Source organism: Arthrobacter sp. FW306-07-I (genome assembly GCF_021800405.1).
Taxonomy (GTDB): Bacteria; Actinomycetota; Actinomycetes; order Actinomycetales; family Micrococcaceae; genus Arthrobacter.
Window position 1 is genome coordinate 1675777 of the sequence record NZ_CP084550.1, and the last position, 16490, is coordinate 1692266.

The 16490-nt window shown below is 68.1% G+C and carries 15 protein-coding genes; 12 read left to right on the forward strand and 3 right to left on the reverse strand.

Translation table 11 applies throughout. From position 1 onward, the window contains the following. Positions 1-21: 21 nt before the first annotated feature. Positions 22-987: a quinone oxidoreductase family protein gene (locus tag LFT46_RS07720; RefSeq protein ID WP_236801958.1), complete on the reverse strand. Its 966-nt coding sequence runs from the start codon at positions 985-987 to the stop codon at positions 22-24. Positions 988-1142: 155 nt separating this feature from the next. On the opposite strand from LFT46_RS07720, the gene argC reads away from it, so the two are divergent. The 10 genes from argC to LFT46_RS07770 all read left to right on the forward strand — a co-directional run bounded on the left by argC (position 1143) and on the right by LFT46_RS07770 (position 11263). Further along, positions 1143-2174, forward strand: a complete 1032-nt coding sequence (gene argC, locus LFT46_RS07725; RefSeq protein WP_236821758.1) for an N-acetyl-gamma-glutamyl-phosphate reductase — start codon at positions 1143-1145, stop codon at positions 2172-2174. Beyond that, on the forward strand, positions 2171-3337 hold the full coding sequence (gene argJ / locus LFT46_RS07730) for a bifunctional glutamate N-acetyltransferase/amino-acid acetyltransferase ArgJ (RefSeq protein ID WP_236801960.1): 1167 nt from the start codon (positions 2171-2173) through the stop codon (positions 3335-3337). Before argC ends, argJ begins: the two co-directional genes overlap by 4 nt. 54 nt (positions 3338-3391) lie before the next feature. Then, complete coding sequence (gene argB, locus LFT46_RS07735; RefSeq protein WP_236801961.1) at positions 3392-4351, forward strand: acetylglutamate kinase; 960 nt, start codon at positions 3392-3394, stop codon at positions 4349-4351. Then, positions 4348-5601, forward strand: a complete 1254-nt coding sequence (locus LFT46_RS07740; RefSeq protein ID WP_236801962.1) for an acetylornithine transaminase — start codon at positions 4348-4350, stop codon at positions 5599-5601. The genes argB and LFT46_RS07740 overlap by 4 nt, the downstream gene beginning before the upstream one ends. Further along, positions 5598-6599 carry an ornithine carbamoyltransferase gene (gene argF, locus LFT46_RS07745; RefSeq protein WP_236801963.1) on the forward strand — a complete coding sequence of 334 codons (1002 nt, stop codon included), beginning with the start codon at positions 5598-5600 and terminating at the stop codon, positions 6597-6599. Before LFT46_RS07740 ends, argF begins: the two co-directional genes overlap by 4 nt. After that, positions 6599-7129, forward strand: coding sequence for an arginine repressor (locus LFT46_RS07750; RefSeq protein ID WP_236801964.1), 531 nt, complete (start codon positions 6599-6601; stop codon positions 7127-7129). Before argF ends, LFT46_RS07750 begins: the two co-directional genes overlap by 1 nt. 46 nt (positions 7130-7175) lie before the next feature. Next, entirely contained in the window at positions 7176-8381 is a 1206-nt protein-coding gene (locus tag LFT46_RS07755; RefSeq protein WP_236801965.1) for an argininosuccinate synthase, read from the forward strand. Between the two features lie 5 nt (positions 8382-8386). After that, positions 8387-9814 (forward strand): argininosuccinate lyase, encoded by a 1428-nt coding sequence (argH, locus tag LFT46_RS07760; RefSeq protein ID WP_236801966.1) that lies wholly within the window; start codon positions 8387-8389, stop codon positions 9812-9814. Positions 9815-9955: 141 nt separating this feature from the next. Continuing rightward, positions 9956-10504: a pyridoxine/pyridoxamine 5'-phosphate oxidase gene (locus tag LFT46_RS07765; protein ID WP_236801967.1), complete on the forward strand. Its 549-nt coding sequence runs from the start codon at positions 9956-9958 to the stop codon at positions 10502-10504. A 21-nt stretch (positions 10505-10525) separates the two neighbouring features. Beyond that, the gene (locus LFT46_RS07770) at positions 10526-11263 is read left to right on the forward strand and encodes a maleylpyruvate isomerase family mycothiol-dependent enzyme (RefSeq protein WP_236801968.1); all 738 of its coding nucleotides are present in this window, start codon (positions 10526-10528) and stop codon (positions 11261-11263) included. A gap of 101 nt (positions 11264-11364) precedes the next feature. On the opposite strand, the gene LFT46_RS07775 is transcribed toward LFT46_RS07770, so the two are convergent. Together LFT46_RS07775 and LFT46_RS07780 are read right to left on the reverse strand one after the other, a co-directional pair. Continuing rightward, on the reverse strand, positions 11365-11859 hold the full coding sequence (locus LFT46_RS07775; RefSeq protein ID WP_236801969.1) for a methylated-DNA--[protein]-cysteine S-methyltransferase: 495 nt from the start codon (positions 11857-11859) through the stop codon (positions 11365-11367). Continuing rightward, positions 11856-13364 (reverse strand): AlkA N-terminal domain-containing protein, encoded by a 1509-nt coding sequence (locus LFT46_RS07780; RefSeq protein WP_236801970.1) that lies wholly within the window; start codon positions 13362-13364, stop codon positions 11856-11858. The genes LFT46_RS07775 and LFT46_RS07780 overlap by 4 nt, the downstream gene beginning before the upstream one ends. 128 nt (positions 13365-13492) lie before the next feature. Between LFT46_RS07780 and LFT46_RS07785 the strand changes: the two genes are divergently transcribed. Together LFT46_RS07785 and LFT46_RS07790 are read left to right on the forward strand one after the other, a co-directional pair. After that, a complete protein-coding gene (locus LFT46_RS07785; RefSeq protein WP_236821759.1) occupies positions 13493-14182 on the forward strand; it encodes a DNA-3-methyladenine glycosylase in 690 nt (229 codons plus the stop codon). 51 nt (positions 14183-14233) lie between these two features. Next, positions 14234-16462, forward strand: coding sequence for a HelD family protein (locus tag LFT46_RS07790; RefSeq protein ID WP_236801972.1), 2229 nt, complete (start codon positions 14234-14236; stop codon positions 16460-16462). Positions 16463-16490 lie beyond the last annotated feature (28 nt).

Below are 16490 nucleotides of genomic sequence, written 5' to 3' on the forward strand. Positions count from 1 at the left end.
AGTGTGGCCCCTGACCATGTGTCAGGGCACCAGGAGGACCTTCCCGGTGGTCTTCCGGCCCTCGAGGTCGCGGTGCGCCTGCCCGGCCTGGCTCAAGGGGTAGCGGGCGCCGATCCGGACCTTCAGGCTGCCGTCCGCGGCGGCGGCAAAAATCTCGTCAGAGCGCCAGCGCCGCTCCGCTGCATCCCGCAGGTAGTGGCCCATGGTGGGGCGCGTCAGGAAAAGGGAACCCCCGGCGTTGAGGCGTTGCGGGTCAAAGGGCGGAACCGGGCCCGAGGCGGCACCGAACAGCACCAGCATTCCGCGGACCCGCAAAGACGCCAAGGAACCGTCGAAGGTGTCCTTGCCCACGCCGTCGTACACCACGTCCACGCCGGTCCCGCTGGTAATGTCCCTGACCCGCTCCGCAAATCCGTCGTAACGCAGCACGTGGTCCGCGCCGGCGTCGCGCGCCAACTGTTCCTTTTCGTCGGTGGAGACAGTGGTCAGGACTTCCGCCCCTCGTGCCTTCAGCATCTGGATCAGCAGCAGCCCTACGCCGCCCGCCCCCGCATGCAGCAGCACCTTATGGCCCGGCTCCACCTTGAACGTCGAATTCATGAGGTAGTGGGCAGTGACGCCCTGCAGGGGCAGTGCTGCGGCAGTGAAGATGTCCAGTCCTTTGGGGACCGGAAGGGCTGCGTCCTCATCCACAAGTGCGTAGTCCGCATAGCACTCAATGCCTTCCGCTGTGGCCACCCGGTCACCCACGGCAAAGCCGGTAACACCTTCGCCCACCGCTTCGACCGTGCCGGCTGCCTCCGACCCGGGCGTAAAGGGGTAGGGCACTTTGTAGGTGCCGCTGCGCTTATAGGTATCGATGAAGTTGACGCCGGCCGCCCCGACCTTGAAGAGCAACTGTCCGGGACCTGGGACGGGCGGCTCCACTTCCATGTAGTCGAGGACTTCCGGTCCGCCTGCCTCCCGTGCGACGATTGCGTGCGTCATGGCTCTCCTTTCGCGGGGCCCGGCGTCTCCGGCCCCGGCTGCCGAAACCATCCTAGGGACAGGGAACGCCTGCCCGGCAACTGCTGTCCTCATCACAGGAAAGCGTATGCATAATTATCGATACCAGTGCATAACTATTGCTGTATAGTCGGAGTATGACTATTTCTGTTGCGGTTTCGGGAGCCAGCGGCTATGCCGGGGGAGAGGTCCTGCGCCTCCTGGCCGGACATCCCGGGGTGACCATCGGCGCCATCACGGCCCACAGCAACGCAGGTTCCCGCCTGGGTGAGCTGCAGCCGCACCTGCATGGACTTGCCAGCCGCCTCCTTGAGGACACCACGGTGGAGAACCTCTCCGGCCATGATGTCGTCTTCCTTGCGCTGCCGCACGGGGCCTCTGCTGAGATCGCGGCCCGGCTGCCGAAGGGGACGGTGGTGATCGACGCCGGCGCCGACCATCGCCTCGAGGACCCGGCCGCCTGGGAAAAGTTCTACGGCTCCGCCCACGCCGGAACCTGGCCCTACGGGCTTCCCGAGCTGCCCGGCCAGCGCGAAGCCCTCAAGGGCGCCACCCGCATCGCCGTTCCCGGATGCTACCCAACCTCAGCCCTCCTGGCGCTGGCTCCCGGGTTCGCTGGCCACGTGCTGGAGCCCGACGACGTCGTCATTGTTTCCGCGTCCGGCACCTCGGGTGCGGGCAAGGCCGCCAAGGTCAACTTGATCGGTTCCGAGGTCATGGGCTCGATGAGCCCCTATGGAGTGGGCGGCGGACACCGGCACACCCCGGAAATCGAGCAGGGCCTGTCCAACGCGGCGGGGGAAAAGGTTACGGTCTCCTTCACGCCCACGCTGGCTCCGATGAGCCGCGGCATCCTCACCACCGCCACCGCAAAGGTCAAGGCCGGCACCACGGCGGCGCAACTGCGCCTGGCCTGGGCCGAGGCATATGAAGACGAGCCCTTCGTCCACCTGTTGCCGGAGGGCCAGTGGCCCACAACCAAGTCGGTCCAGGGCTCCAACCATGCAGCCATGCAGCTGGCCTTCGATGCCCACACGGGACGGGTCATTGTCACCTGCGTGATCGACAATCTCACCAAGGGCACGGCCGGCGGCGCCGTGCAGTCCATGAACATCGCACTCGGCCTGCCTGAAACCGCCGGCCTCAACCTGCAGGGAGTAGCCCCGTGACCATCACCACACCCCAGGGATTCCGGGCAGCCGGCGTTACCGCCGGACTCAAGGCGTCGGGCAACCCGGACCTCGCCCTGGTCGTCAACGACGGACCCTCCAAGGCCGCCGCCGCCGTCTTCACCAGCAACCGCGTCGCAGCAGCGCCCGTGCACTGGTCCCGCCAGGTGGTCTCCGACGGCCGCGTGGACGCCGTCATCCTCAACTCCGGCGGAGCCAATGCCTGCACCGGACCCACCGGCTTCCAGAACACCCACAGCACAGCGGAAAAAGTAGCCGAGGTGCTGGGCATCTCCGCCACGGACGTTTTCGTCTGCTCCACCGGCCTGATCGGCGAGCAGCTGCCCATGGACAAGATCCTGCCGGGGGTGGAGGCTGCCGCCGCGGCCCTCAGCACTGATGGCGGAGCGGATGCCGGCACCGCAATCATGACCACTGACAGCGTGCCCAAGTCGGCCCTCTTCATCGGCACCGACGCGGACGGCCAGGAATTCAGCATCGGGGGAATCGCCAAGGGCGCCGGCATGCTGGCCCCCGGCCTGGCCACCATGCTGGTGGTCCTCACCACCGATGCCATGGTGCAGCCGGAAATGCTCGACGTCGTCCTCCGCGACGCCACGCGCGTCACCTTCGACCGCGCCGACTCGGACGGCTGCATGTCCACCAACGACACGGTTGTCCTGCTTGCCTCCGGCGCTTCCGGAGCCGTCCCGTCCGCCGAGGACTTCGGTGCAGGGCTCACGCAGGTATGCGCGGAGCTGGCCCGGAAGCTGATCGCCGACGCGGAAGGAGCCAGCCACGACATCGCCATCCGCACATTCAACGCCGCCAGCGAAGCCGACGCCGAGACCGTCAGCCGCTCCGTGGCCCGCTCCAACCTGTTCAAGACCGCCATCTTCGGCAAGGACCCCAACTGGGGCCGCGTGCTCTCGGCTGTCGGCACCACGGACGCCGCCTTCGAGCCGGACAAGCTCAACGTCGCCATGAATGGGGTCCAGATCTGCCGCAACGGCAGCATCGGCGATGACCGTAGCCTGGTGGACCTGGAGCCCCGCGAGGTCCTGGTGGAGATTGACCTGCAGGCAGGCGATGCCGAGGCAACCATCTGGACCAACGACCTCACCCACGACTACGTCCACGAAAACAGCGCCTACTCCAGCTAGGAGCACCGCCCGGGCAAAACCCGCCAAGCCCAAACCGCTGTGGAAAGTGACACCATGAACACCCAGACGCGTGAAAACACCACCATGTCCGCCGCGCAGGACAAGGCTGAAACCCTGATCGAGGCCCTGCCCTGGATCCAGCGCTTCGCCGGCAGCATCATGGTGGTCAAATACGGCGGCAACGCCATGGTCAACGATGAACTCCGCCGCGCCTTTGCCGAGGACATCGTCTTCCTCCACCACGTGGGCATCCACCCCGTGGTGGTCCACGGCGGCGGCCCCCAGATCAACTCGATGCTGGGCCGGCTGGGCATCGAATCCGAGTTCAAGGGCGGCCTGCGCGTCACCACCCCCGAGGCCATGGAGGTGGTCCGCATGGTCCTCACTGGCCAGGTGGGCCGTGAACTCGTGGGGCTCATCAACTCCCACGGGCCCTACGCCGTCGGCATGTCCGGCGAAGACGGCGGCCTGCTGCGCGCCGTCCGCACCGGCACCGTGGTGGACGGCGAAGAGGTGGACCTTGGCCTGGTGGGCGAGGTGGTGGGCGTCGACCCCGCCGGCATCGTGGACATCCTCGACGCCGGCCGCATCCCCGTGATCTCCACGGTGGCCCCGGAAATTGTCGACGCCGGGGAGGGCATCGTGGGGCCCGTCCGGTTCCAGCCCACCGGGCAGGTCCTGAACGTCAACGCGGATACGGCTGCGGCCGCCGTCGCCTCCGCGCTGGGCGCCTCCAAGCTGGTGATCCTGACCGACGTTGAAGGCCTCTATGCCAACTGGCCGGATAAGTCCTCCCTGATCTCGTCCCTTACGGCTTCCGAGCTGCGGGAGATGCTGCCGGGCCTCCAGTCGGGCATGATCCCCAAGATGGCAGCCTGCTTGAAGGCCGTCGACGAGGGCGTGGAAAGGGCGCACATCGTGGACGGGCGCCTGGCCCACTCCATGCTTCTTGAAACATTTACGACGGCGGGCATCGGCACCCAGGTAGTCCCGGACGAGGAGATCAACGGATGAACACGATGGAAAAATCCACAGTGACCGAGTTAGTGGAAACCACGGGCCACGCCGGCTCCGAGTGGCTGTCCCGCTACTCCTCTTCGCTGATGAATGTCTTCGGCACCCCCCAACGGGTCCTGGTGCGCGGCGCCGGCTGCCTGGTGTGGGACGCGGACGGCAAGGAGTACCTGGACCTGCTGGGCGGCATCGCCGTCAACGCGCTGGGCCACGCCCACCCCTTCGTGACATCGGTCATCGCCAGCCAACTGGCCACCCTGGGACACGTCTCCAACTTCTTCACCAGCCCCACCCAGGTGGCACTGGCCGAGAAGCTCCTGGAACTCGCCCACGCTCCTGCCGGCTCCAAGGTGTTCTTCAGCAACTCCGGCACCGAGGCAAACGAGGCCGCCTTCAAGCTGGCCCGCCGCAACACCGGAACGGACGGAACCAAGCGCACCAGGATCATCGCGCTCGAGGGTGCCTTCCACGGCCGGACCATGGGTGCGCTGGCACTCACCGCCAAGGAAGCCTACCGCGCACCCTTCGAGCCGCTTCCCGGCGGCGTGGTGCACATTCCGTTCGGCGATATCGCCGCGCTGGAGGCGGCGGTGGACGAAACCGTGGCTGCCGTCTTCCTGGAGCCCATCCAGGGCGAGGCCGGCGTCCGGCCGCTTCCCGCGGGCTACCTCAAGGCCGCGCGGGAAGCCACCAGCAACGCCGGCGCCCTGCTGATCCTGGACGAGGTCCAGACCGGCATCGGCCGCACAGGCAAATGGCTCGCCAGCGAGGATGCCGGGATCGTCCCCGACGCCATCACCCTGGCCAAGGGCCTGGGCGGCGGGTTCCCCATCGGTGCCCTCATCACCTTCGGTGAGGCGACGTCGTCGTTGTTGTCCGCCGGCCAGCACGGCACCACCTTTGGCGGCAACCCGGTGGCGACCGCTGCCGCCCTTGCCACCCTGCACGCCCTCGAAAGCCAGAACGTGCTCGCCAACGCAACGGCGGTGGGGGAACACCTGCGTTCCGCGCTGGCTGCCATCCCCGGCGTCACCGAGGTTCGCGGCGAAGGGCTCCTCATAGGGTTCGACCTCGACGCCGACGTGGCACCGGCAGTCGTGCAGGCCGCCCTTGACGCCGGATTCATCGTCAACAGCCCCGGCCCGCGCACCATCCGCCTGGCACCGCCGCTGATCCTTACCACGGCGCAGGCCGACACCTTCCTCGCCGCTTTCCCGGCAATCCTCCAAGCAGCTAAGGACGCCCAGTGACCACCGCAACCCGGCACTTCCTCAAGGACACCGACCTCTCCCCGGCCGAGCAGGCCGAAGTCCTGGAGCTCGCTGCCCGAATGAAGGCAGCCCCCTACAGCGTCCAGCCGTACGCCGCCGAAGGCAGCGGCCGCAAAACCGTGGCCGTAATCTTCGACAAGACTTCCACCCGGACCCGCGTCTCGTTCGCCACCGGCGTTGCCGACATGGGCGGAAACGCCCTGATCATCAACCCCGGCGAGGCGCAGATCGGGCACAAGGAATCCGTGGAGGACACCGCCAAGGTGCTCGAACGCATGGTCTCCACCATCGTGTGGCGCACCGGCGCCCACGCCGGCCTGGTGGCCATGGCGGAGAACTCCAGGGTGCCCGTCATCAACGCCCTCTGCGACGACTACCACCCCTGCCAGCTCCTGGCGGACCTGCTGGCCGTCAAGGAACACAAGGGCCAGCTCAAGGGACTGACCATGAGCTACCTGGGCGACGCCGCCAACAACATGGCCAACTCCTACCTTCTGGCCGGCGTCACGGCCGGGATGCACGTCCGCATCGCCGGACCGGAGGGCTACCTCCCGGCCGCGGACATCGTTGCGGCTGCCGAGGACCGCGCGGCCGAAACCGGTGGTTCCGTGCTGATCACCAGCGACGCAAAGGAAGCTTTGCAGGGGGCCGACGTTGTAGCCACCGATACCTGGGTTTCCATGGGGCAGGAGGCCGAAAAGGAAGCCCGGATGCAGCTGTTCCGGGACTACTCCGTGGACTCTGACGCCATGGCGCTGGCTGCGGATGACGCCGTCGTGCTTCACTGCCTTCCCGCCTACCGCGGCTACGAAATTTCCGCCGACGTCATCGACGGCCCGCAGTCCATCGTGTGGGACGAAGCGGAAAACAGGCTGCACGCGCAGAAGGCGCTGATGGCCTGGCTGATGCACCGCTCGGGCCTGGCGTTCGTCGACGGACTGGCCCCGGTCGAAGGCACCGGAGAGAGCACGTTCTAGTGTCCGCCCAGCCGTCCACCCCCGGCACCAGCCCGGCCACCAAGACCGCCCGGCAGGCGCGCATCACCGCCATCCTCACCGGGCAGTCCGTGCGTTCCCAGGCGGAGCTCGCGGCGTTGCTGGCGGACGACGGCGTCCAGGTCACCCAGGCCACGCTGTCCCGCGACCTCGTCGAGCTGGGCGCTGTCCGGGTGCGCGGCAAGGAAGGCGTGCTGGTGTACGCGGTGCCTGGCGAAGGCGGTGAGCGTGGCGCCAAGAGCGGTGTGACCCAGGAAATCCTGGACGCCCGGCTGGCCCGGCTGTGCAGCGAGCTGCTGGTCACCGCGGAGGCGTCCGGCAACATCGCAGTCCTCCGGACTCCCCCCGGTGCCGCGAACTTCCTGGCCTTGGCCATCGACCACTCGGTGATGCCGTCCATCCTGGGCACTATCGCCGGTGATGACACCGTACTGCTGGTCTCCCGCGACCCGTTGGGCGGCCAGGACCTCGCCGCCCGCTTCCTGCAAATGGCTGAGGAAGCCGGGCAATAAGCTTGAAGACAAAGAATCAACCAACCCCCAACAAGGAGCATTTAAAGTGACTGAACGCATTGTGCTGGCCTACTCCGGCGGCCTGGACACGTCCGTCGCCATCGGCTGGATCGGTGAAGCCACCGGTGCCGAGGTCATCGCCGTGGCGGTCGACGTCGGACAGGGCGGCGAATCGCTGGAAACCATCCGTCAGCGCGCCCTGGGCTGCGGCGCCGTCGAAGCCTACGTGGCCGACGCCTCCGACGAGTTCGCCAACGAATACTGCGTGCCCACCCTGAAGGCCAACGCCCTCTACCAAGGCCACTATCCGCTGGTCTCCGCCATCTCCCGCCCGGTCATCGTCAAGCACCTGGTCAAGGCTGCCCGCGAATTCGGCGCCACCACCGTGGCCCACGGCTGCACCGGCAAGGGCAACGACCAGGTCCGCTTCGAAGTGGGCATCCAGACCCTGGGCCCGGACCTGAAGTGTATCGCTCCGGTCCGCGACCTCGCCCTGACCCGCGACAAGGCCATCGCCTTCGCCGAGGAAAAGGGACTGCCCATCGAGACCACCAAGAAGAACCCGTACTCCATCGACCAGAACGTCTGGGGACGCGCCGTGGAAACCGGCTACCTCGAGGACATCTGGAACGCCCCCACCAAGGACATCTACGACTACACCGCCACCCCGGAGTTCCCGCCGGCACCGGATGAGGTCATCATCTCCTTCGAAGCCGGCGTTCCTGTCGCGATCGACGGCGTCAAGGTCACCCCGCTCCAGGCCATCAAGGAACTCAACCGCCGCGCCGGCGCCCAGGGCGTGGGCCGCATCGACGTCGTCGAGGACCGCCTGGTGGGCATCAAGTCCCGCGAAATCTACGAAGCCCCCGGCGCCATGGCGCTGATCACCGCGCACAAGCACCTCGAGGACATCACTGTTGAACGCGAGCAGGCCCGCTTCAAGGCCACCGTTGGCCAGCGCTGGGCCGAGCTGGTCTACGACGGCCAGTGGTTCTCGCCGCTCAAGCGCTCCCTGGACGCCTTTATCGAGGACACCCAGAAGTACGTCTCCGGCGACATCCGCATGACCCTGCACGGCGGCCAGGCGATCGTCAACGGACGCCGCTCCGACACCTCGCTGTACGACTTCTCGCTGGCCACCTACGACACCGGTGACACCTTCGACCAGTCCCAGGCCAAGGGCTTCATCGAACTGTGGGGCATGTCCGCCAAGGTTGCCGCCCGCCGCGACATCCGCGTCGCAGGGAAGTAGCCCCTGTGGCTGAGCAAAAAACGGAGGCGACAAACGCCGGCGCGCTGTGGGGCGGCCGGTTCGCCGGCGGCCCCGCGGACGCCCTGGCAGCGCTGAGCAAGTCCACGCACTTCGATTGGCGGCTGGCGCGGTACGACATTGCCGGCTCCAAGGCGCACGCCCGTGTGCTGCACAAGGCCGGATTGCTGGACGACGCCGAGCTGGAAGGCATGCTGTCCGCCCTGACGCAGCTGGACGAGGACGTGGCCTCCGGCGCGTACCTCCCCGCCGAGTCGGATGAGGACGTGCACGGTTCCCTGGAGCGCGGCCTGATCGAGCGGGCCGGTGCCCAGCTGGGCGGCAAGCTCCGCGCCGGCCGGTCCCGGAACGACCAGGTGGCCACCCTGGGCCGGATGTTCCTGCGCGACCACGCCCGGATCATCGCCGGCGGCGTGCTGGCCACGGTGGACGCGCTGGTGGAGCAGGCGAAGGTACACCATGGTGTGGCCATGCCCGGCCGCACCCACCTGCAGCACGCGCAGCCCGTCCTGCTCAGCCACCACCTGCTGGCCCACGCCTGGGCCCTGCTGCGCGACGTGCAGCGGCTGCAGGACTGGGACAAGCGGGCAGGTGTTTCGCCCTACGGTTCAGGCGCGCTGGCCGGCTCCTCGCTGGGCCTCGATCCGGAGGCGGTGGCGGCGGACCTGGGCTTCTTCTCTGCCGTGCACAACTCAATCGACGGCACCGCGTCCCGCGACGTCTTCGCCGAGTTCGCCTGGGTCTGCTCAATGATCGGTGTGGATCTGTCCCGGATCTCCGAGGAAGTCATCTTCTGGGCTACCAAGGAGTTCTCCTTCGTCACGCTGCATGACTCCTACTCCACCGGGTCCTCGATCATGCCGCAGAAGAAGAACCCGGACGTGGCGGAGTTGGCCCGCGGCAAGGCGGGGCGCCTTATCGGCAACCTCACCGGCCTGCTGGCCACGCTCAAGGGCCTGCCGCTGGCGTACAACCGCGACCTGCAGGAGGACAAGGAGCCGGTCTTCGACGCCGCGGACACCCTGGAGCTGCTGCTCCCTGCCGTGTCCGGCATGATCGCCACCCTGACGTTCAACACGGAGCGGATGGAATCGCTGGCTCCGCAGGGCTTCGCGCTGGCTACGGACATCGCCGAATGGTTGGTCCGCCAGGGTGTGCCGTTCCGCGAGGCGCATGAGCTCTCCGGTGCCGCCGTTAGGCAGGCAGAGTCCCGCGGTGTTGAGCTGTGGGACCTGACGGACGAAGAGTACGCCGCCATCTCGGAGCACCTCACGCCCGAGGTCCGGACCGTGCTCTCCACCGAGGGCTCGCTCAACAGCCGCAATTCCCAGGGCGGTACGGCACCAGCCGCCGTCGAACGCCAGCTGGCCGCGCTGGAAGGCGAGCTCGCCGGCGTGCGGGAGTACGCAGGCTAAAACGCCCGCTCACTTTCGGCCTGTTGCTGGCAGACGCCCGCTCACTTTCCTCAGGAACGTGAGCGGGCGTCGCCCTTTAAGCTGCAAGAAGTGAGCGGGCGTTGGGCGTTACGGTCGCTGGCGCGCCGCTAGGCTGGCCCCATGAGCGAAACCTTACGCAAGTTCCTCCGCACGCTTCCTGATTTTCCGTCCGACCTGCCGTCTTTCGTCCCGGAGAACGCGCCGCAGGATCCGGCGCTGCTCTTCAAGCAGTGGCTGGACGAGGCGCTCGATGCGGGGGAGCAGCAGCCGCACGCCTTCAGCCTCGCCACGGTGGACGCGCGGTCGGATGATGGTCCCCAGCCGTCCTCCCGCATGCTGATCCTCAAGAACATTGACGACGACGGCTGGCACTTCGCCACGTCCCGCACCTCGCGGAAGGGCCGGGAACTGGCGGAGTCGCCCAGGGCCGCGATGAACTTCTACTGGCCCGGCCTGGGGCGGCAGGTCCGCGTGGCTGGCGCCGTGGCCGAACTCTCCGCCGAAGCATCCGCCGTCGATTGGCATGAGCGGCCGCGGGCCGATGGCAGCGACAACCCGCACTGGCAGCTCTACGCCCTGCAGCCCATCGAGATCGAGTTCTGGCAGGCGAGTAACGACGGCAACCACGTCCGCCACCGTGTCGGCGCAGACGGACAGCCGCTGGGCTGACCGCTCCGCTAGGCTGGCCGCATGACCTCTCCTTCTCCTGCCGGTCTGCTGGCTGAACTGCACAAGGCCGCCACGGCATTGACAGCCGGACTGGACCGGATCCCCGACGGCGGCGAACGCGCTCCGTCCACCCTTCCCGGCTGGAGCCGCGGACACCTCCTGGCCCACATCGCCGGCATTTGCGAAGCCTTGGCCCGGCAAGTGGAATACGGTCGGCGCGGCGAAAAGGTGGAGCTTTACGACGGCGGCGTGGAAGGCCGCAACCGGGCCATCGAGCTCGCCGCCGGGCACAGCCTTGCGCAGCACCGGCAGGACGTGGACGCCGCGCTGCAGCGGGCCTTGGCCGCATTCGACGCCCTCGGCGAGGATGAGTGGCAGACGCGCATCGCGTTCCGCGACGGAGTGATCTTCGACGCGGGGCTGGCGCTCTGGCGGGAACTGGTCATCCACACCGCGGACCTGGACAGCGGCACGGGACCGGAAACCTGGAACCGGGAGTTCTGCTCCCACCTGTTCGACTTCCTGGCCGCCCGCGTGCCGGCCGAAACCAGGTTGGTCCTGCAGCCCGTGGCACTGCCGCCGCTGGCCCTTGGAGCCGGCGGCAGCACCGTCGTCGTCAGCGGCATGGTCACCGACATCGCCGCCTGGCTGGCCGGACGGAAGCCGTCCCTGGACAGCCTCCGTGCCACTGCCGCCGGGGACAGTACGGATCTTCCCACCCTGCGGCCGTGGCCGTCGGCAATGCCGGAACCGAAGTAGCAGTCCCAGCCCCCAGCCTCTCCGCGAGATGGCACTTAACGGCAATGCCGCGGCGCAACACTGCCGTTAAATGCCATCTCGCGCTCGGGGGAGAAGAGCGCTTAGCCCGCTTCCCGGGCCAGCAGGCTCTCCTTGACGCGCAGGCCCCAGCGGAAGCCACCCAGCGACCCGTCCGTCCGGATCACCCGGTGGCAGGGAACGAACAGCGCCGCGGCGTTGAAGGCGCAGGCGCTGGCGGCGGCCCGGACAGCGCCCGGGTTACCGGCCAAGGCGGCGTACTCGGTATACGTGACGGGCGAACCCGGCTTGACCTGGCGCAGGACCTCCCAGGCGTGGACGCGGAACGGGCCCGACTGCTGAAGGACTGGCACGGCCATGGCAGGGGCGGGGTCGCCGTCGTAGAAGGCCTCGACGGCGGAAGAGATGTCCCCGAGGTCCGCCACCTCTTCCACGGTCTCGGGGCGGAGGGCGGGATGGACCTGCCCGGTCAGTTCAGCAAGGCCGGCCGTCCAGCCCGAGGCAAGGACCACGCCGTCCCGGGCAAGGACGGTGAACGGTCCGTCCGGCGTGGACAGCTGCAGCAGTTGGGCTTTCATGGCATCCCTTTCCCAGGAGCGGCGGTTGTCAGGGCGGGCCGGGCAGCAGCGCGCCAAAGGTGCATGGTGGCGTAGGAACGCCACGGGCTGGTCTCGCGGAAGTCGGGGCTCAGGGCGCTGTGCCCATCGGTGTTGTCCCCATTGGCTTTGCCTCCATTATCGAGGGCGCGGATCCCGTTCCGGACCGCGGCGTCGTTGGCAAGGAAGACGTCCGGTGCGCCCAGGACCCGCATTGCCACGTATCCCACGGTCCATGGGCCCACGCCGGGCAAGGGCAGCAGTTTGGCGCGCAGGCCGGCCAGGTCGTCCCCGTATCCGAACTCGAGGTGTCCTTCAGCCATCGCGGCCGCGGCCTGCACCAGCGATTCGATCCTGCGCCGTGGACCGCGGAGCAAATGACTCCCCGCCGCGATCTCCGCCGGGGTGGGAAACAAGCGGTCCAGGCCCTCGCCGGGAGCACTGGAGGGACTGCCGGCCGCGGACAGTTGGGTCAACGCGGTACGGGCCGCCGCCACAGTGACCTGCTGGCCCACCATGGCCCGGACCAGCAGCTCCTGGGGATCCAGCGCGCCGGGCATCCGCATCCCCGGCGCCTCACCGACGGAGGCAGCGAGCCTGGGGTCGGCGACGAGGGCGGAATCCATGGCTTCCGGGTCGGCGTCGAGGTCGAACAGCCTGCGCACGCGGCTGAGCAGCGCCGGAAGGTCGCGCAGGTCCACCGCGCCGACGGTGAGTGTCAGCTGCCGCTCCCGGGTGCCGCCGTCGTACTCCACGCGGAAGCGCGCGTCGCCGTGGGGGAGCCGCAGGGTCCGGGCGTAGGAGGTGGCCGTCCCTTCCTCGATTCCGGGAATGGCCCGGACTGCAAGGAAGGAGAAGATACCCGGGTCGAAGGGCGGGCGGTAGGGCAGGCCCAGGGTCAGGGCCGTCGTGCCGCCGTCACGCGAAGGGTGCCGGGACGTTTGACGAAGGGCCGTGGGCGTCATGGCGAACACCTCGGCGATGGTCTCATTGAACTGCCTGACGCTGCTGAAGCCGGCGGCAAACGCCACGTCGGCGAGCTTCATGGACGTGGACACCAGCAGGGTGCGGGCTGTCTGGGCCCTCGCCGCGCGGGCCAGGGACAGGGGGCCGGCACCGAGTTCCTGGCCCAGGATCCGGTTGAGCTGCCGGGGCGAATAACCCAGCCGGGCGGCAAGGCCTGCCACCCCGTCCCGGTTGATCACCCCGTCGTTGATCAGCCGCATGGCGCGGCCCGCCACGTCCTGCCGCACGTTCCACGCCGGGGTGCCCGGCACAGCCTCAGGCAGGCAACGCTTGCACGCCCGGTAGCCTGCCTCGTGGGCCGCCGCGGACGTCTCGTAGAACGTCACATTCGCCGCCTTGGGTGTCCGGGCCGGGCAGGAGGGGCGGCAGTAGATCCCCGTGCTGCGGACGGCGGTGAAGAACTGGCCGTCGAACCGGGGGTCGCGGGCATCGATTGCCCGGTAGCGCTGCCAGAAGTCCATTCCTCCATCCTGCCAGCCCGGGTTCGCTGCTACTAGCGGAAATCGGACATGGGCGTGGAGGGGGCAAAACTTCGCCAGGCCAGGCTTCACCGAGGATCAAATCCGCAGCATCTGGGTAAGGTCAAGTAATGAACGAAAGCACTTTGGGAGCGGACGGGTTGCGGAACTTCCTGTCCGCCGACGCCCGTGAGCTCGCCCCGCAGCTGCTGGGCGCCGTGCTGACCCATGAGTCACGCGACGGCGCCGTTTCCATCCGGCTCACCGAGGTGGAGGCCTACATGGGACCCGAGGACTCCCTGCACCCGGATCCCGGCTCGCACACCTACCGTGGCCCGACACCCCGCAACGCCCCCATGTTCGGTCCCGCCGGGCACCTCTACGTCTACTTCACCTACGGGATGCACCACTGCACCAACATCGTCTGCGGTCCCGCCGGCGTCGCCTCCGCCCTTCTGCTCCGGGCCGGCGAAATCGTGGACGGGCTGGAACTGGCGCAGCGGCGCCGGCCGACGTCGAAAAGTCCCGCGGACCTGGCCAGCGGGCCTGCCCGTCTCGCCAAGGCGCTGGGATTGACGACGGCGGACAGCGGCCGGGACGCGCTGGCTCCACCTTTCGGCCTGGAGCTTCCCTCCGGCGCCAGCGGTCCCGTCAGTTCCGGCCCGCGGGTGGGCGTGGCAGGAGCGGGAGGTTCGGACGAGTACGCCTGGCGGTTCTGGCTCACCGGCGACCCCACGGTGTCCAAATACAAGGCGGCGCAGCCCCGTGCCCGGAAGCGGATGGCAGATGCGCCGCCCGGCGCAACGTTTCACAAGCGTTAATCGAAATGGTAGTAGAATGGACGGTCTGTCTTTCGCGATAGGGGAACGTTAATGCTCGATGCCGAATTGGCCCACGAACGGGAGTATGTTGCCGGCCTGTACGCCCGGCTGGAGGAACTCCGGGAGGAAAAGCGCCGTCAGCTGGCGCAGGTCCGTCGTGCCGGAGCCGTGGGCACCATGCAGAACGTTTCAGAACGTGACGCGTTCGCCGCGCTGTATGAGGACCGCCTGGCGCAGCTGGACGCGGTGGATGACCGGCTGGTCTTCGGCCGCCTGGACCTGGACTCCGGGGAAGCACAGTACATCGGCCGCATCGGGCTCACCACCGAGGACCTGCAGCGGCTGATGGTGGACTGGCGCGCCCCCGAGGCCGGGCACTTCTACCAGGCCACAGCCTTTGACCGGCAGGGCGTGCGCCGCCGCCGGCACCTGATCCTGCAGGGACGCGACGTCAAGGCCATTGAAGACGATGTCCTGGACGCCTCCATGCTCACGGACGCCGAGTCCCTCCAGGGCGAAGGCGCCCTGCTGGCTGCGCTGAACTCCAAGCGCACAGGCCGCATGTCGGACATCGTCAGCACCATCCAGTCCGAACAGGACCGCATCATCCGCTCCTCCATCTCCGGAGCCGTGGTGGTCCAGGGCGGGCCGGGCACGGGCAAGACCGCCGTGGCCCTGCACCGCGCCGCCTACCTGCTCTACACCCACCGCGACCGCCTCAAGAGTGCAGGCGTGCTGCTGGTGGGCCCGTCGTCGTCGTTCATGAAATACATCGAACGGGTGCTGCCCTCACTCGGCGAGACCGGCGTGGTCATGGCCAGCGTCGGCCGCCTGATGCCCGGCATCAACGCCGTGCCCGAAGCAAACGCGGCCGTGGCCGCCATCAAGGGGCGCCTGGACATGGCTGCCATCGTGGCCAACGCCGTCTCCAACCGCATGCGCGTCCCTGCCCAGAACCGGATCCTCGAAGTGGACGGACGCAAGCTCACGCTGACGCCCCGCCAGGTCCGCCGGGCCCGGGAACGTGCACGCGCCACCGGAAAGCCGTACAACGAGGCACGCGTGACGTTTGTGAAAATCCTGCTGCGCGAGCTGACCGAGCAGATGACCGAGCTCGTCGAGGCCGGCAACATCGGCAACAACGCGGACCGCTCCTACCTTGCGGAGGACGTCCGCACTGCCCGGGACGTGCGGATCGCCCTGAACCTCTGCTGGATGCCCATGACGCCGGAGAAGCTGATTACCGATCTCTTCAGCAAGCCGGAAATACTGGAGTTCTGCACCCCCAACCTGACCCCGGCGGAGCGCGCCCTGCTGCAGCGGCCTGCTGATGCTCCCTGGACCGAGTCCGACGTGCCGCTGCTGGACGAGGCCGCCGAACTGCTCGGCGAGCTGGATCCGGCGGCCGGGCGCGGGCTGGCCCAGCAGGAGCACGACCGTGCCCGGGACCTGGCCAACGCCAAGCAAACCCTGGTAAACATGGAGGCCGCCGGGGTGGACCCGCTTATGTCGGCCGAAGAGCTGGCCGAGCAGAACCGGGAGCAGGATGTCCGGCAGACAGCCGCAGAGCGGGCAACCAGCGACCGCACCTGGGCGTTTGGGCACATCGTGGTCGATGAGGCCCAGGAGCTGTCGCCCATGCAGTGGCGGCTGCTGGTGCGCCGCTGCCCGCTGAAGTCCTTCACCATCGTCGGTGACATCGCGCAGACCAGCTCTGTGGCGGGAGCCAACTCCTGGCAGGGGGCACTGGCGCCGATGTTCGGGGACCGTTGGCAGCTGGAGGAGCTGACCGTCAACTACCGTACGCCGTCGCAGATCGCCGAGGCAGCTGTCCGGATGGCCAACGCCGCCGGGCTTGTTGTTTCCGCCCCCAAGGCCGTCCGGGAAGGCCGCTGGGAGCCCATCATCGACGAAGTCTCTCCCGGTGCCGTGGTGGACCGGCTCGTCGAGGTGCTTCCGGAGGAGCTTGAAGCGCTCGACGGCGGCCTGCTGGCCGTGATTGCCGATGGTGACCTGCTGCCCCAGGCCACATCAGCACTGCGTGCCGTGTACGGGCGCCGGATCGGCAGTGGGGCCGGCAGCTACGAGCAGGACATCGTGGTCATCAGCCCCCGTGAGGCGAAAGGCCTGGAGTTCGACGGCGTAGTGGTCCTGGAACCGTCGATGATGCTCAACCACGAGCACGGCAAGGTGGGGGACCTTTACGTGGCCATGACCCGCGCCACTCAACGGTTGCGGCTGATTGCAGCGGAACCGGTGCCGCCAGGGATTGCCGGCTGACGGCGCCTTCGGCGTTACTGCTAACTTA